Genomic DNA, 15,073 nt, shown 5'->3' with positions numbered 1-15,073 from the left:
CTCGCCGCTCGGGGAACCGTCGTCGCGCGGCGTGCTTCTGCTCGTTGTGTCCGAATTATCGCGATTCCTGCACGTTTCGGTCGTAGGGTGCGCGTCATGGAGACGACTACGACCGACGCACACCTCACCTCCCCCTCCGGTGGCACCGCCGCGGGCCGCGGCACGCCGGGACTCGACGTACCGGACGCGCGGGGGCGCACGGGCCTCGACCGGGTGGGCCGGGACCTGCGGGGCAACGACGACGTCGTGGTGCGCGACGTCGAGCTGCTCGCCGCGGGCTGGCACGTGCTGCGCCGCACGACGTTCGACTACCGCGACTCCCGCGGGCGGTGGAGCGTGCAGCAGCGCGAGACCTACGACCGCGGCAACGGCGCGACGATCCTGCTCCACGACCGGGTACGGCGCACCGTGCTGCTGACGCGCCAGTTCCGGTTCCCGGTCTACGTCAACGGCCACCCCGACGGGCGGCTCGTCGAGACCGCGGCCGGTCTCCTCGACGAGGACGACCCGGTCACCGCCGTCCGGCGCGAGGTGGCCGAGGAGCTGGGCGTCGTCGTCGGCGAGGTGGAGCACGTCATGGACCTCTGGATGAGTCCCGGCTCGGTCACGGAGCGCGTGCACTTCTACGCGGCCCCGTACGGCCCGCAGGACCGCACCGGCGCGGGCGGCGGGCTGGCGGAGGAGGGCGAGGACATCGAGGTGCTGGAGCTCGACGTCGACGACGCGCTGCGTCGGGTGGCCGACGGTCGGATCAGCGACGCCAAGACGGTGGTGCTGCTGCAGTGGGCCGCGCTGTCGGGTCCGTTCCGCACGGACCCCCGCGCCTGAGGGTCGGACGAGGACCGGACGTGGACCCGGGGGCGGTCCGGGGTCGGGTCCGGGGCGTCAGGCGGTGGGGTCGGCCGCGTCGAGCAGGGGCACGCCGAGCGCGGTCAGGTCGGCCACGGCGGCGGCGCCAGGGGGTGCGTCGATGACGATGCCCGCGACACGGTCCAGCGGCAGCACCGTGTACGGCGACGCCGCGCCCACCTTCTCGACGCTGGCCAGCACCCAGGTCTCGGCTGCGCGCTCCGCCAGGAGTCGCTTCATCGCCGCCTCGTCGGGGTCGCCGGTGGTGAGGCCGGCCCGGGCGTGCACGCCGGTGACCCCGAGGAGGAAGAGGTCGGCCGCGACGGTGGCGGCCGCCTCGGCGGCGGCGGCGCCGCTGGTGACGGCCGAGTGCTTGAAGAGCCGGCCGCCGAGCACGACGACGTCGACGGACGGGTGCTCGACCAGCGCGGCGGCCACGGTGACGCTGTGGGTGACGACGGTGGCCCGCAGGTCGGCCGGCAGGGCGCGCGCGACCTCGAGGGCCGTCGTACCCCCGTCGAGCAGGAGGGTGCAGCCCGGGCGGACGAGCCCGACGGCAGCCGCGGCCACGCGGCGCTTGCTGTCGGACGCCACCTGGGTGCGGGCGGCGTGGTCGCCGACGGCCGGCGAGACCGGCAGGGCGCCGCCGTACACCCGTTGGCACAGGCCGGCGGCGGCGAGCTCGCGGAGGTCGCGGCGGACCGAGTCCTCCCCGACGCCCAGCTCGGCGGCGACGTCCTTCGCGATGATGCGGCCGTCTCGCCGCAGGCGGGCGAGCAGCAGGTCGCGCCGCTCCGAGACCAGCATCGACCACTCCCTCCTGTCCGTCGCCCGAGCGGCCCACGCTAGCGCCACGACGTCGCGGACGGGTCCGGGAAGGGCGAGAGCCCCGCCGGCGGACCGGCGGGGCTCTCGTGCTCGTGGGCAGGGGCGGGGTCGAACCGCCGACCTATCACTTTTCAGGCGATCGCTCGTACCAACTGAGCTACCTGCCCGAGCGGCCAGAAGCATACCGCAGCCCGCGGGGGCGCACGAAACCGGTCAGCGGCCCGGCCCGGGGCCGGTGTCCTATGCTTGCCCGGTCGTCGGCACCCGGCTCGCCCGGTGCGCCGCGCGGCTGGCCCCCATCGTCTAGCGGCCCAGGACCCCGCCCTTTCACGGCGGTAGCGCCGGTTCGAATCCGGTTGGGGGTGCGGGCCGGACCTCGATTGGGAATCGGTCGAGCAGATGAGTTATGGTTCACCGGCTCCTGACGCAGGAGCCGCCACACCTGGCCCCGTAGCGCAGTTGGTTAGCGCGCCGCCCTGTCACGGCGGAGGCCGCGGGTTCGAGTCCCGTCGGGGTCGCAGATGATCGCCCCGGATCCCCGAGCGGATCCGGGGCGATCGCCATTTCCGCCCACCGGTGATGATGGTGCGGTGCCCGTCGACCTGGACCGTGAGGCGTTCGAGCGCATCGTCGACGCCGCGCTCGACTCCGTGCCCGACGAGCTGGCCCGCCTGGTGCACAACGTGGTGGTGCTCGTCGAGGACGAGCCGCCCGAGGACGAGCCCGACCTGCTGGGCCTGTACGACGGGGTCGCCCTCACCGAGCGCGGGTTCGACTACGGCGGCGTGCTGCCCGACCGCATCTTCGTGTTCCGCCGCCCGCTCCAGGAGATGTGCGACTCGCTGGAGGAGCTCGAGGACGAGGTGCACGTGACCGTCGTGCACGAGATCGCCCACCACTTCGGCATCGACGACGCCGCCCTGCACGCCCTCGGCTACGGCTGAGCCGCGCGCTCCTCAGGAGGCGTGCGCGTCGCCCACCCGGTCGGTCGCCGCGGCCGTCCACGACCGGGGCTCCTCGCCGCGGCCCTGGCGCGCCACCTCCCGCAACAGCCACTGCTGGAAGGTCCGCTGCGCCGCGCTCCGCTCGAGCGACAGCAGGCGCTGCGCCCGGCAGAAGGCGTCCGCGAGGTCCAGCAGCTCGAGCATCTGCTCCGCGAGCCCGCTCGCGGGTTGCCCGACCGTGAGGTCGACGTCGGCCCGGTCGCGCCCGGCGGCCAGGCTCGCCTCGACGTCGGCGACCGCCGGGCCGTGGTCGATCTGGCGCTCGAAGGTGTCGAACAGGCGCGAGAGGTCCCGGGCCAGGGGGTAGGCGTCCTCGTGGGCCAGCGCGAGCAGCCGCACCTCGCGGCGCAGGTCGCTGTAGTGGCGGCGGAAGTCGCGGTACGCCGACGCGGGCAGCCCGCGGAGGTGCACGACGTACCGGTCGGTGGCGTCGGGGGCCGACGGCGCCGCGGTCACGTCGTACACCTCGCCGGACAGGTCCCCGTCGAGGCGCGGCTCGGCGACGGGCTCGAACCAGACGACCTTGCCCTCGGGCGTGATGTCGGCGCCCCAGGCGGCCGAGTTCATCGCGACCATGCCGAGGCCGCGGCCGACGGTGAGGAGGAGGTCCAGCTCGTCCTCGACGTCCGCCTCCGCCATCGGGGTGAACACGGGCGGCCGGTGGGAGCCGTCGAACACCTCGAAGCGCGGGTGCTCGCGGGTGCCGCGCACCCGCAGCGAGATCGGGGGCTCGGCGTGGAGCACCGCGTTGGTCACCAGCTCGGAGACGCACAGCTCGGCCGGCTCGACGAGGTCGTCGCGACCCATCTCACGGCAGGCGGCAGCGACCCACCGTCGGGCGTGCTGGACGCTGGACGGTCCGGGGTCGAGACGGACGGCGTCGCGGCTCTGGGGCATGACGGGCAACCTCGAGTGCGGGTCGCGTCAGACCGGGACCGACGCGGGGTACGGGGGCATCTGGCGCCTGTTTCCCCGGGTGGTTGTGTCTGAAACCACCTCTGGTGATGTGCTTCAGGACGCCGGCCGGACAAGAATGGGGGATGCGCGCCGGGATCTGGGGTAACCGGCGTCGTACGGGATGCCACGAGGGTGAAGTCGACGAGAAGGGCGAGGCCGATGAGCGCAGCACGGACCAGCGGGAACCGTCACGAGGTGGTCGTCATCGGCTCAGGCTTCGGGGGTCTGTTCGGCACCAAGGCCCTGCGGAAGGCCGACGTCGGCGTGACGATGGTCGCGAAGACCACGCACCACCTCTTCCAGCCGCTGCTCTACCAGGTGGCGACCGGCATCCTCTCCCAGGGCGAGATCGCCCCGCCGACCCGCGAGATCCTTGCGAAGCAGCACAACGCGACGGTCCTGCTCGGCGAGGTGTCCTCGGTCGACCTCGAGGCGCGCACCGTGACCTCCCACGTGCTGGGACGCGAGACGGTGACGCCGTACGACTCCCTCATCGTGGCCGCCGGCGCGAGCCAGAGCTACTTCGGCAACGACCACTTCGCCGAGTTCGCCCCGGGCATGAAGAGCATCGACGACGCCCTCGAGCTGCGCGGCCGGATCTTCGGCGCCTTCGAGATGGCCGAGCTCGCCGCCGGCCGCGGCGAGCCCGTCGAGCACCTCCTGACCTTCGTGGTCGTCGGCGCCGGCCCGACCGGCGTGGAGATGGCCGGCCAGATCGCCGAGCTCGCCCGCCGGACGCTGCGCCGCGACTTCCGCCACATCAACACCGAGCGCGCCCGCGTCCTGCTCGTGGACGCCGCACCGCAGGTGCTGCCGCCGTTCGGTGCCCGCCTGGGCCAGAAGGCCAAGGAGGGCCTCGAGAAGCTCGGTGTCGAGGTCATGCTCGGCGCGATGGTGACCGTCGTCGACGAGCGCGGCCTCGAGGTCAAGTTCAAGGACGGCAGCACCCAGCGCATCGAGTCGATGGCGAAGATCTGGGCCGCCGGCGTGCAAGCCAACCCGATCGGCAAGCAGCTGGCGGAGCAGAGCGGTGCGCCGCTCGACCGCGCCGGCCGCATCGGCGTGAACCCCGACCTCACGCTCCCGGGCTACCCCGAGGTCTTCGTGGTCGGCGACATGATCAGCCTCAACAACCTCCCGGGTGTCGCCCAGGTCGCGATCCAGGGCGCGCGCTACGCCGCCCGCGAGATCGAGGGCCGGCTCAAGGGCAAGGAGCCCCAGAAGCCGTTCAAGTACTTCGACAAGGGCTCGATGGCGATCATCAGCCGCTTCCGTGCCGTGGCCATGGTGGGCAAGTTCCGGTTCACCGGCATCCTCGCGTGGCTCTCCTGGCTCGCCGTGCACCTCGTCTACATCACGGGCTTCAAGAACCGGGTCAGCGCGCTCATGCACTGGGCCATCTCGTTCCTGGGCCGCGACCGCTCCGAGCGCACCGTGACCGAGCAGCAGATCTTCGCGCGTACGGCGCTCGCCCGGCTCGAGGGCGGGGCGAAGGACCTCGTGTCGCGCCCCGGTGAGTACGAGGCGGAGCTCGAGGCCCGCCGCATGGAGCTCGAGGACCAGGCGGCGGAGGAGAGCAGGCTCACCGACGCCGGTGAGCGCGGCGTGCGCGTCGGCGGGTGAGCCGACGCCGGGGCGGTGCCCGCGTCCGTGTCCGCGAGGTCCCGCACGGGCACGGTCACGGTCACGTCGACGCGCCCACCAGCCGGATCGCGCGCGTCGTGCTGCTCGGCTTCCTCGCCGTCGTGGCGCTGGGGTCGGTGGCCGGTCTCGTCGCGCTGTGGCCCTCCGGTGACAGCGCCGTCGAGGACGTGCAGTACGCCGCGGAGGGCGTGACGTTCCCCGACGCCGAGGTGCTGGCCGTCCGCGAGGCGTGCCCGGTCATCGCCGTCGGTCCGGGCCTGGAGACGCCGGAGGGCGCCGAGGAGTTCCCCGAGGGCTGCAACGAGATCGACGTCCGCCTGACCTCGGGCCCCGAGGAGGGGGACGAGGCCACGGTGCAGACCGAGCCGTCCGTCGTGCGCTCCGGGCTCCGCGCGGGCGACGACGTCGTGCTCCTGCGCATCCCGCCGGCCGACGAGGCGGCTCCGGTCGTCTACGGCTTCTCCCACACCCACCGCGAGGCGCCCCTGCTCGGCATGACGGTGCTGTTCGTGGTCGTCGTCGCGGTCGTGGCGCGCCTGCGCGGTCTGCTGGCGCTGCTCGGGCTGGTCTTCGCCGCGGCCGTCATGTGGTGGTTCGTCATCCCCGGCCTGCTGGCGGGGGAGTCGGGCGTGGCGGTCGCCGTCGTCGGGTCGACCGTCATCATGTTCGTGGTGCTCTACCTCGCCCACGGCCCGTCGATCCGCACCTCCACGGCGCTGGCCGGCACCTTCCTCGGCATCGCGGTCACGGCCCTGCTCGGCATGTGGGCCGTCGACGCCGCCCGGCTCTCCGGGATGAGCGGGGAGGGCAGCGAGATGCTGCAGCTCTACGCCGACGGCCTCGACTACAAGGCCCTGCTGTCGGCGGGCATCGTCATCGCCGGCCTGGGCGTGCTCAACGACGTCACCATCACCCAGTCCTCGGCGGTGTGGGAGCTGCGGGCCGCGGCCCCCGACCTCACCCGGCGCGAGCTGTTCAGCCGCGGCATGCGGATCGGCCGCGACCACATCGCCTCGACGATCTACACCATCGTCTTCGCGTACGCCGGCACCGCCCTCGGCGTGCTGCTCCTGCTGTCGCTCTACGACCGCCAGGCCTCGCACGTGCTCTCCGACGACATGCTGAGCGAGGAGGTCGTGCGCACCCTGGCCTCCGCCATCGGGCTCGTCGCCAGCGTCCCCATCACCACGGCGGTGGCGGCGCTGACGGTGAGCGGGGCCCGGGCGCGCTCCGCCGTACCGGAGCACGAGGACGCACGGGCCTGAGCGGCCCGCGGCAGCGACGCGTCGTCAGACGTCGCGGCGGTAGCGGCGCACGGCGGCCATGAACGCCGTCGGGTCGACCATGCGGCGGTCGACCGCGACCGGCCCGAGGCTGCGCCGGTGGACCACGAACTGCCAGGTGCGGTCCCGCGGGTGCCCCTGCTCCTCGACGTCGAGCTGCAGGTTGGTCAGGTCGAAGGTCGAGCGCTGGGCGCCGCGGTGGATCTCCAGCACGCCGCGGTCGATGGCGACGCGCGACGGGGCGGAGCCCGCCCGCACGCCCCACACCACGAGGGTGAGGGCGGCCGCGACACCCGCGAGCGCGATGTCGGGGGTGGCCCGGGTGTCGTAGGCGACCCAGCCGAGCCCGGCCGTCACCAGCAGCCCGGCGAGGATGAGCAGCGAGGCCGTCAGCTGCCCCGTGCGCGACGACGTGAACTCGACCCGCGCGGGCGGCAGCGCCTCCGGCGTACCGGCGGCCCGGCTGCGCGCGCCGATCGGGGTGCTAGGGGCGGGGTCGGGTACGGCGGCAGGCGCGGCGGCCGCGTCGGCGGCGGGCTCGCTGGTGGGCGTCGCGGTGGGCGTCGTGGTGGGCGTGTGGGCGGGCGTGCGGGCGGCCGCTGCCTCCCGCGCCTGCTGCTCCTCGAGCCGCCGGGCGGCGGCGAGCAGGGGCGACGCCGCGGCCGTCGGGCTGGCCGGCTCCCCGGGGAGGGGCTCGGGCTCGGCGTGCGGCTCGCGGTCCGCCTCGGCGTCGGGCGTGGGCTCGGCGCGGGGCTCGGGCGGGGCCCGGAACGCGGCGAGGACCGAGTGGGCGATGGCGTGCCGGGGGTCCACGGGCTCGGGCTCGGGTGCCGGCGTACCGACCCCGGTCGGCTCGGCGTGGGGCTCGGCGTGGGGCTCGGCGGGCCCCTCGGCGGCCGGGGCGGCGAGGTCGCGGTCGACGGCGGAGGGGGCGGGGTCGTCCGCGGCGGTGCGGGGCGGGCGCTCGGCCCGGTGGGCGGGCGCGCTCGTCCCGTCGTCGTCGGGGTTGCGGCTCTCGAGCCAGCGGCTCAGCAGGTCGACGGGCGCGTGGCCGCCGTCCCGGGGAGTGCTCATGCCCCACAAACTACGCCGGAGGGGCCGCGTTACGGGGCCGTTCCGCCCCGCCCACCCGTCCCGCCCGGCACGCCGGCAGGCCCTGGCCACTGGCAGACTGGGGCGGCGGGCCACTAGCTCAATGGGCAGAGCATCGGACTTTTAATCCGCTGGTTCAGGGTTCGAGTCCCTGGTGGCCTACCGCTCCCGCCCCACGGAGCGCCACGTCCGGCCCCCCGCCGGGGCGTCGGCCCGCCCGGGCGTAGCGTGCGCGGGTGAGCACGGGACCCGACGGCCGACCGGTCCGCGCGACGTTCCCCTGGGTGCCCGTGCTGGCGCTCCTGCTGGTGGCGCTCAACCTCCGTGCCCCGTTCGTCGGGGTCTCGGTCGTCACCGACGAGCTGCGCTCCGCGCTCGACGCAAGCAGCGGCGAGATCGGGCTCCTGACCAGCCTCCCGGTGCTCTGCTTCGGCCTCGCCGCCCCGCTCGCGCTGGCCGTCGTGCGTCGCCTCGGCGCCGAGGTCGCCGTGGTCGTGTGCCTCGCCGGGGTCGTCCTCGGCAGCCTCGTGCGCTCGACCGGCTCCCTGGCCGGTGCCGCGGTCGGCACCGTCGTGGTCGGTCTCGGCATCACCATCGGCAACATCGTGGTGCCCGTCCTCATCCGCCGCTCCACGCCGCCGGCGTACGTCGGCGCCGTCACCGGCGCCTACACCGCGACCCTCAACATCGGCTCGATGTGCGTCCTCGTGGGTACGGCGCCGCTCGCCGACGCCGCCGGCTGGCAGGTCGCCCTCGTCGCCCCCGCCGTGGTCGCGAGCCTCGCCATCGCGGTGTGGTGGCGCGTGGCGCTCCCGCGCCGGATCCCGGTCGCCCGCGGCGTCGCGGAGGAGCCCGGGGCGGGGGAGTCCGCCGTACCGGCCGACGGAGGCACCCGCGCCCGCCCGCTGTGGCGCGAGCCGGTCGTCCTGCTGCTCGCGCTGGCGTTCGCCGGGCAGGCGACGTCCTACTACTCCCTCACCGCCTGGCTGCCGTCGGTGCTGAGCGACGAGGCGGGTGCCGGCGATGCGGCCGGCGGCCTGGCCGCGGTGTTCCAGGTCGCGGCGATCATCGGCGCGGTGGGGGTGCCGCTGCTGGCGCTGCGCGTGCCGGAGTGGTGCACGGTCGCGCTCGTCGGGGTGCTGTGGACGAGCTTCCCGGTGCAGCTGCTCGCGGCCCCCGACGCCTACCTGCTCGGCAGCCTGCTCGGCGGCGCCGCCCAGGGCGGCGGCTTCTCGGCCATCTTCACCATCATCGCCCGGGTCGCCCGCTCCGACCGGGAGAGCGCGGGCATGTCGACCTTCGTGCAGACGGTCGGGTACGCCGTCGCCGCCGTCGGCCCCACGCTGCTCGGCGCGGTCCACGACGCGACCGGGTCGTGGACGGTGCCGTTGGCCCTCGTCGTCGGGACGACCGCGACGTTCACGGTGGCGGGCTCGGCCGCCGCCCTCAGTGCGCGACGTCGCTGAGGACGGTGTCCCGGCGCCCGGTGGGGAGAGCCGCGGAGCGGTCGTCACGGGCCGCGTAGCCCCCGCGTCACCGGCTCGTAGCGCAGTCTTCACCGCCGTCCGAAAAAAATCGGCCGCCGAGAATGTCGTGCTGGGGGTAGGGGTTGGTACTGTCGGAGACGCAACAGGTGCAAGTTCCAGCAGGTATCGCCCGCGGAGTTTGTGATCCAACGGCGCTTTTCTTCGTGGGCCTACCACTCACGACAGTCGGAGCGACGTATCACCGCATCTGGTGTGGGTCGTCGAAGTGACGGCTCTCGCCCCGACAAGAGGAGAATGAGTCACATGACTCTGGGCACCGTTAAGTGGTTCAACGCTGAGAAGGGCTTCGGCTTCATCGCGCAGGAGGACGGCGGCGACGACGTCTTCGTGCACTACTCGGCGATCCAGTCGCAGGGCTACAAGTCCCTCGACGAGAACCAGAAGGTCGAGTTCGACGTCACGCAGGGCCCCAAGGGCCCGCAGGCGGAGAACGTTCGCGCCGTCTGATCGAGCCTCTCGGACGCACCTGTCCGTAGCTCACGAGGCCCCTCCCGCTCCGGCGGGAGGGGCCTCGTCCCTTTCCCGGCGCCGCCCCTGCGGGCGCGCACTAGGCTCGGGCCCCGTGAGTGCCTCCGCCGAGCTCCCCCACCGACTGCGCGACGCCCTCGTGGCGGCCGACTTCACCGTCGACGCCGTCGCCGAGCTGCTGGGGACGACGGCCCACGCCGCCCTGGCCCGCAACCAGACCGCGCCCGGGCTCGCCCGCACGGGGGACGGATCGCCGCTGGCGACGCTCACCCGGCTGTTCCTGCTGCAGACCGCGGTGCCGGCCTCGGCCGCGGAACAGGCCCTGCCCGGCCTCGTCGACCGGCTCGCCGTCGAGGGGATCCTGGAGGCCGGGGTGGGCGAGGTGCGCGCGCGGCTCGACTGCCGCCCGTACGCCGCCCCCGACGCCGCGGGCGACCACGACTTCTGGGTCGTCAGCGACCTGACGCCGGGCCTCGACGGTGCCCCCAACGTGGTCAGCACCGACCACGTGCTGGGCATCAGCTCCGCCTCGACCTCGTTGGCGCAGCTCACCATCCGCGACGACGTGGCCACCGCGCTCGACCTCGGCACCGGGTGCGGCGTCCAGGCGCTGCACTTGGCCACGCACGCCGGCCGCGTGGTCGCCACCGACGTGAACCCCCGGGCGCTGCGGATCGCCCGGCTCAACGCCGCGCTCAACGACCTCGGCACGGTCGAGGTGCGCGACGGCTCCTACTTCGAGCCCGTCCGCGACGAGCAGTTCGACCTCATCGCCACCAACCCGCCGTTCGTCATCTCGCCGGGCACCCGCGAGCGCCTCGTGTACCGCGACTCCGGGCTGCCGGGCGACCGGGTCGTCGAGGACATCGTGCGCACCGCGCCCCGCCACCTCGTGCCCGGCGGCTGGTGCCAGGTGCTGGCCAACTGGGTCATCGCCCGCGGCACGCCGTGGGACGAGCGGCTCGGGTCGTGGCTCGAGCCGGGCGCCGACGGCGTCGCGTGCGACGCGTTCGTGGTGCAGCGCGAGGTGCTCGACCCCGCGGCGTACGTCGAGCTGTGGCTCGCCGACGAGGGCGCCACGGGGACGCCGGACTACCTGCGCCGCTACGACACCTGGCTCTCGTGGTTCGCCGAGCAGGGCATCGAGGGCGTCGGGTTCGGCTGGATCAACCTGCGGCGCCGTCCGGACGGCGCGCCCGGCAGCCCGGTCACGCGGCTGGAGGAGTGGCCGTACGACGTGGAGCAGCCGATCGCCCCCGCCATCGCCGCGTGGGGTCACGCCATCGACGACCTGGCGGCACTCGACGACGCCGCGCTGCTGGGTGCCCGGCTGCGGGTGCGGGCCGACGTGCGGCAGGAGAACGTCGGGGCTCCGGGCGCCGCCGACCCCGAGGCCATCGTGCTGCGCCAGCAGCGCGGCTTCCGCCGCGGGCACGCCGCCGACACGGTCACGGCGGGCCTCGTCGGGGCCTGCGACGGCGACCTCGCCGTCGGCCAGCTGCTCGACGCCCTCGCCCAGCTGCTCGACGAGGACGCCGCAGGGCTGCGCACGACGTACCTCCCCGTGGTGCGGGGCCTCGTGGCCGACGGCTTCCTCGAGGTCTGAGCCCGGCGGGCCTCAGGCGGCGTCCCCGGCCGCCTCGGCCAGTGCGCGGTCGCGGGCCCGCACGAGCTGGCGCCGGGTGCTCGTGGTGAGCACCCCCGCCCACCCGGTGGCCAGGAGGTCCGACCCGACCCCGACGTGGTGGTGTCTCCACGGCCAGCGCGGCCCCAGGGAACGCTGCACGACCTGACCCGTCGAGCTCAGCTGGCCGCGGAGCCCGAGCAGCTCCCGCACGACCGCCTGGGTGGCGCCCGGCACGAACAGCCCGTTGGCCCGGCCGACGACCCAGCACACGCCGCCGGCGACCTGCGCCGCGGTGCGCGACCCCGTCAGCAGCAGCGGGTCGTCGGTGCAGAGGTGGTCGACGACGCGGTGCAGCGCCGCCTCGACGTCGGCGTCGAAGCAGCGCTCGGCGACCGCGGAGACGAGGTCGCGAACGACGGCCCGGCGCTCGAGCACCCCGCTGGGCACCCCGAGCGGGGCCTCGCCGGGGGCCGGTGCCTCCGGGGTCAGGGCCAGCAGCGCCTCCCGGCCGCCGACCAGGTCGTCCAGCCAGGCGAGCACCTGCGCGTGACGGGGCGGCGGGGGCGGGGCCGGGTCGGGGGCCGGACGACGGGGGCGGTCCAGGGCCTCGGCGACCCCCGCCCACGGCGTCAGCTCGACGGGCTCCGTCCACGCGTCGACGAGGCGGCCGTCGACGAGCACGAGGTGGGTCAGGCGGTCGCCGCGCTCGAACGCCGGGCGGGGCGGGGCGAGGCCGCCGACCTCCGCGCGGCGCGTGGGTTCCGTCTCGTCGTCGCGCCACCGCTCGGGCGGCGGGTCGGGCCAGTCGTCGTACATCTCGTGCTCCCCCTCGGTCGTGTGGTGGCAGCCACCCTGGCACCGCGCGCCGACCTCCCGGCCCGCTCCTCCACAGGTCCGGCGCGGGCCCGCGGGCCTGGGGACGACGCCGCCTCGACTCGCGTCCCCGTCGGGGTTCCGCGCTACTGTGACCCGCCGTGGGGGCCCGGAGATGGGTCGCGGTCCTCGCGTGACGCAGTGGGAGAGGGAGTCGTGGCACACAAGCTGGTGATCGTCGAGTCGCCTGCGAAGGCCCGGACGATCGCGGGTTACCTGGGCGAGGGGTACGTCGTGGAGTCCTCGATCGGGCACATCCGCGACCTGCCCAACAACGCCGCGGACACCCCCGCCAAGATCAAGGACAAGCCGTGGGGCCGCCTCGCGGTCGACGTCGACAACGGCTTCGAGCCCTACTACGTGGTGCCCCGCGACAAGAAGTCCCACATCAGCAAGCTCAAGGGCCTGCTGAAGGGCGCCGACGAGCTCTTCCTCGCCACCGACGGCGACCGCGAGGGCGAGGCCATCGCGTGGCACCTGCTCGACGAGCTGAAGCCGAAGAACATCCCCGTCAAGCGGATGGTCTTCCACGAGATCACCAAGCAGGCCATCCTCGAGGCGGCCGAGCACCCGCGCGAGCTGGCGATGGACCTGGTGGAGGCGCAGGAGACCCGTCGCATCCTCGACCGCCTCTACGGCTACGAGGTCTCGCCGGTGCTGTGGCGCAAGGTGATGAGCGGCCTGTCCGCGGGCCGCGTGCAGTCGGTCGCGACCCGCCTCGTCGTGGACCGCGAGGCCGAGCGCCTGCGGTTCCGCCCGGCGTCGTACTGGGACCTCGAGGGCACCTTCGACGCCGGCAGCGACCACGACCAGCGGATGTTCCCGGCGAAGGTCCACTCCGTCGACGGCGCCCGCGTCGCCCGGGGCTCGGACTTCGGCCCCGACGGCCTGCTGAAGACCGCCTCCGAGGGCAAGGTCGTCCACCTCGACCGCGCCCGCGCCGAGGGCCTCGTCGGCGCGCTCGCCGAGTCGACGTACGACGTGCGCTCGGTCGAGTCGAAGCCCTACAAGCGCTCGCCGTACGCGCCGTTCCGCACCACGACGCTGCAGCAGGAGGCGAGCCGCAAGCTCGGGATGAGCGCGAGCGTGACCATGTCGGTCGCGCAGCGGCTCTACGAGAACGGCTTCATCACCTACATGCGCACCGACTCGACCACCCTCTCGGAGGGCGCGGTCGCCGCGGCCCGCGACCAGGTCCGCGAGCTGTACGGCGCGGAGTACGTGCCGGACCGGCCCCGGGTCTACGCGAGCAAGGTCAAGAACGCGCAGGAGGCGCACGAGGCCATCCGCCCCGCGGGCGAGTCGTTCCGCACGCCGGCGCAGACCGGGCTGACGGGGGAGCAGTTCCGCCTCTACGAGCTCATCTGGATGCGCACGGTCGCCTCGCAGATGCGCGACGCCGTCGGCCAGTCGGTCTCGATCCGCATCGGTGGCACCGCGGCGACCGGCGAGGACGTCGTCTTCTCCGCGTCGGGTCGCGTCATCACGTTCCACGGGTTCCTCAAGGCGTACGTCGAGGGCACCGACCACGGCGCCGCCAGCGACGACCAGGAGACACGCCTGCCGGCGCTCGCCGAGGGCGACGCCGTCTCGGCCGCGTCGCTCACCGCGAACGGCCACGAGACCAAGCCCCCGTCGCGCTACACCGAGGCGACGCTGATCAAGGAGCTCGAGGACCGGGAGATCGGCCGCCCGTCGACGTACGCCTCGATCATCGGCACGATCCTCAACCGCGGCTACGTCTACAAGAAGGGCACCGCGCTGGTGCCCGCGTGGCTCGCCTTCTCCGTGGTGCGGCTGCTCACCGAGCACTTCCCCCGCCAGATCGACTACGAGTTCACCGCCCAGATGGAGGACGTGCTCGACGAGATCGCCGCGGGCCGCTCGGACCGCAACACCGAGCTCGCGGAGTTCTACTTCGGCAGCGGCGACGTGGACGGGCTGAAGAAGCTCGTCAACGAGCTGGGCGACATCGACGCGAAGGGGCTCGCGACCATCCCGCTGCCGTTCGGCGCCTCCGCGGAGGAGTCGGACATCCACCTGCGGGTCGGCAAGTACGGCCCCTACCTGGAGGGCCCCGGCGACGACGGCACGGCCTTCGCGAAGCGGGCGAACGTGCCCGACGACCTGCCCCCCGACGAGCTGACGCTGGAGAAGGCCGAGGAGCTGCTGGCCAACCCGGCCGGTGAGGAGCGCGAGCTCGGCCGCCACCCGGAGACGGGCCTCGTCGTCGTGGCCAAGAACGGTCGGTTCGGTCCCTACGTCACCGAGCTGCTGCCCGAGGACGCGCCGAAGTCGGCGAAGCCGCGCACCGGCTCGCTGTTCTCCTCGATGACGCTCGACACGGTGACCATCGACCAGGCCGTCAAGCTGCTGAGCCTGCCGCGCGTCGTGGGCACCGACGCCCAGGGCGTGGAGATCACGGCGCAGAACGGCCGCTACGGCCCGTACCTGAAGAAGGGCACGGACTCGCGCTCGCTCACGAGCGAGGACCAGATCTTCGACATCACCCTCGACGAGGCGCTCGCGATCTACGCGCAGCCGAAGCAGCGGGGTCGCGCCGCGGCCGCGCCGCCGCTCAAGGAGCTCGGCAACGACCCGGTCTCCGGCCAGCCGATCGTGGTGAAGGCCGGTCGCTTCGGCGAGTACGTGACCGACGGCGAGTTCAACGCGACGCTGCGCAAGGACGACTCGGTCGAGGCCGTGACGCTCGAGCGGGCGGCGGAGCTGCTGGCCGAGCGCCGCGCGAAGGGCCCCGCCACGAAGAAGGGCGCCAAGAAGGCGCCGGCCAAGAAGGCCCCCGCGAAGAAGACGGCGGCGAAGAAGACCGCCGCCAAGAAGACCACCGCCAAGAAGACGACCGCGGGGAAGACCACGAAGGCCACGGCCAAGAAGGCCTGA

Annotated in this window: 12 protein-coding genes and 4 tRNA genes; 11 read left to right on the top strand and 5 right to left on the bottom strand. The window is 74.0% G+C overall.

Annotated elements, in window-relative coordinates:
- The first annotated feature begins 96 nt into the window (after positions 1 to 96).
- On the top strand, positions 97 to 828 hold the full coding sequence (locus INN71_RS11725; protein ID WP_301800456.1) for an NUDIX domain-containing protein: 732 nt from the start codon (positions 97 to 99) through the stop codon (positions 826 to 828).
- A gap of 57 nt (positions 829 to 885) precedes the next feature.
- On the opposite strand, the gene INN71_RS11720 is transcribed toward INN71_RS11725, so the two are convergent.
- Both INN71_RS11720 and INN71_RS11715 read right to left on the bottom strand, forming a co-directional pair.
- Positions 886 to 1,656, bottom strand: a complete 771-nt coding sequence (locus INN71_RS11720) for a DeoR/GlpR family DNA-binding transcription regulator (RefSeq protein ID WP_277499914.1) — start codon at positions 1,654 to 1,656, stop codon at positions 886 to 888.
- A 114-nt stretch (positions 1,657 to 1,770) separates the two neighbouring features.
- Positions 1,771 to 1,844: transfer RNA gene (locus INN71_RS11715), tRNA-Phe, on the bottom strand.
- 125 nt (positions 1,845 to 1,969) lie between these two features.
- On the opposite strand from INN71_RS11715, the gene INN71_RS11710 reads away from it, so the two are divergent.
- The 3 genes from INN71_RS11710 to INN71_RS11700 all read left to right on the top strand — a co-directional run bounded on the left by INN71_RS11710 (position 1,970) and on the right by INN71_RS11700 (position 2,621).
- Positions 1,970 to 2,042: transfer RNA gene (locus tag INN71_RS11710), tRNA-Glu, on the top strand.
- 79 nt (positions 2,043 to 2,121) lie between these two features.
- Positions 2,122 to 2,195: transfer RNA gene (locus INN71_RS11705), tRNA-Asp, on the top strand.
- A gap of 72 nt (positions 2,196 to 2,267) precedes the next feature.
- Positions 2,268 to 2,621 carry a metallopeptidase family protein gene (locus INN71_RS11700; RefSeq protein ID WP_301800454.1) on the top strand — a complete coding sequence of 118 codons (354 nt, stop codon included), beginning with the start codon at positions 2,268 to 2,270 and terminating at the stop codon, positions 2,619 to 2,621.
- 12 nt (positions 2,622 to 2,633) lie between these two features.
- Here the strand turns inward: INN71_RS11700 and INN71_RS11695 are convergent, their stop codons facing one another.
- Positions 2,634 to 3,578, bottom strand: a complete 945-nt coding sequence (locus INN71_RS11695; RefSeq protein ID WP_301800453.1) for an ATP-binding protein — start codon at positions 3,576 to 3,578, stop codon at positions 2,634 to 2,636.
- A gap of 219 nt (positions 3,579 to 3,797) precedes the next feature.
- Here INN71_RS11695 and INN71_RS11690 point away from each other — a divergent pair, with 219 nt between their 5' ends.
- Both INN71_RS11690 and INN71_RS11685 read left to right on the top strand, forming a co-directional pair.
- Positions 3,798 to 5,261, top strand: a complete 1,464-nt coding sequence (locus INN71_RS11690; RefSeq protein WP_301800452.1) for an NAD(P)/FAD-dependent oxidoreductase — start codon at positions 3,798 to 3,800, stop codon at positions 5,259 to 5,261.
- Positions 5,258 to 6,547: a YibE/F family protein gene (locus INN71_RS11685; protein WP_301800450.1), complete on the top strand. Its 1,290-nt coding sequence runs from the start codon at positions 5,258 to 5,260 to the stop codon at positions 6,545 to 6,547. Before INN71_RS11690 ends, INN71_RS11685 begins: the two co-directional genes overlap by 4 nt.
- 24 nt (positions 6,548 to 6,571) lie before the next feature.
- Here INN71_RS11685 and INN71_RS11680 read toward each other — a convergent pair whose 3' ends face one another.
- The gene (locus INN71_RS11680) at positions 6,572 to 7,639 is read right to left on the bottom strand and encodes a hypothetical protein (protein ID WP_301800448.1); all 1,068 of its coding nucleotides are present in this window, start codon (positions 7,637 to 7,639) and stop codon (positions 6,572 to 6,574) included.
- 107 nt (positions 7,640 to 7,746) lie between these two features.
- On the opposite strand from INN71_RS11680, the gene INN71_RS11675 reads away from it, so the two are divergent.
- The 4 genes from INN71_RS11675 (at position 7,747) to INN71_RS11660 (ending at position 11,278) form a co-directional block, all read left to right on the top strand.
- Positions 7,747 to 7,819: transfer RNA gene (locus tag INN71_RS11675), tRNA-Lys, on the top strand.
- Between the two features lie 74 nt (positions 7,820 to 7,893).
- Positions 7,894 to 9,123, top strand: coding sequence for a CynX/NimT family MFS transporter (locus tag INN71_RS11670; RefSeq protein ID WP_277499505.1), 1,230 nt, complete (start codon positions 7,894 to 7,896; stop codon positions 9,121 to 9,123).
- Between the two features lie 324 nt (positions 9,124 to 9,447).
- Positions 9,448 to 9,651: a cold-shock protein gene (locus INN71_RS11665; RefSeq protein WP_277499506.1), complete on the top strand. Its 204-nt coding sequence runs from the start codon at positions 9,448 to 9,450 to the stop codon at positions 9,649 to 9,651.
- A gap of 115 nt (positions 9,652 to 9,766) precedes the next feature.
- Positions 9,767 to 11,278, top strand: a complete 1,512-nt coding sequence (locus INN71_RS11660) for a class I SAM-dependent methyltransferase (RefSeq protein WP_277499507.1) — start codon at positions 9,767 to 9,769, stop codon at positions 11,276 to 11,278.
- Positions 11,279 to 11,290: 12 nt separating this feature from the next.
- Here the strand turns inward: INN71_RS11660 and INN71_RS11655 are convergent, their stop codons facing one another.
- A complete protein-coding gene (locus INN71_RS11655; RefSeq protein WP_277499508.1) occupies positions 11,291 to 12,115 on the bottom strand; it encodes a hypothetical protein in 825 nt (274 codons plus the stop codon).
- Between the two features lie 213 nt (positions 12,116 to 12,328).
- On the opposite strand from INN71_RS11655, the gene topA reads away from it, so the two are divergent.
- Positions 12,329 to 15,073 (top strand): type I DNA topoisomerase, encoded by a 2,745-nt coding sequence (gene topA, locus INN71_RS11650; RefSeq protein ID WP_277499509.1) that lies wholly within the window; start codon positions 12,329 to 12,331, stop codon positions 15,071 to 15,073.

It is taken from the genome of Nocardioides sp. ChNu-153 (assembly GCF_030466625.1).
GTDB lineage: Bacteria > Actinomycetota > Actinomycetes > Propionibacteriales > Nocardioidaceae > Nocardioides.
This window is presented reverse-complemented; position numbering and strand designations above follow the sequence as displayed.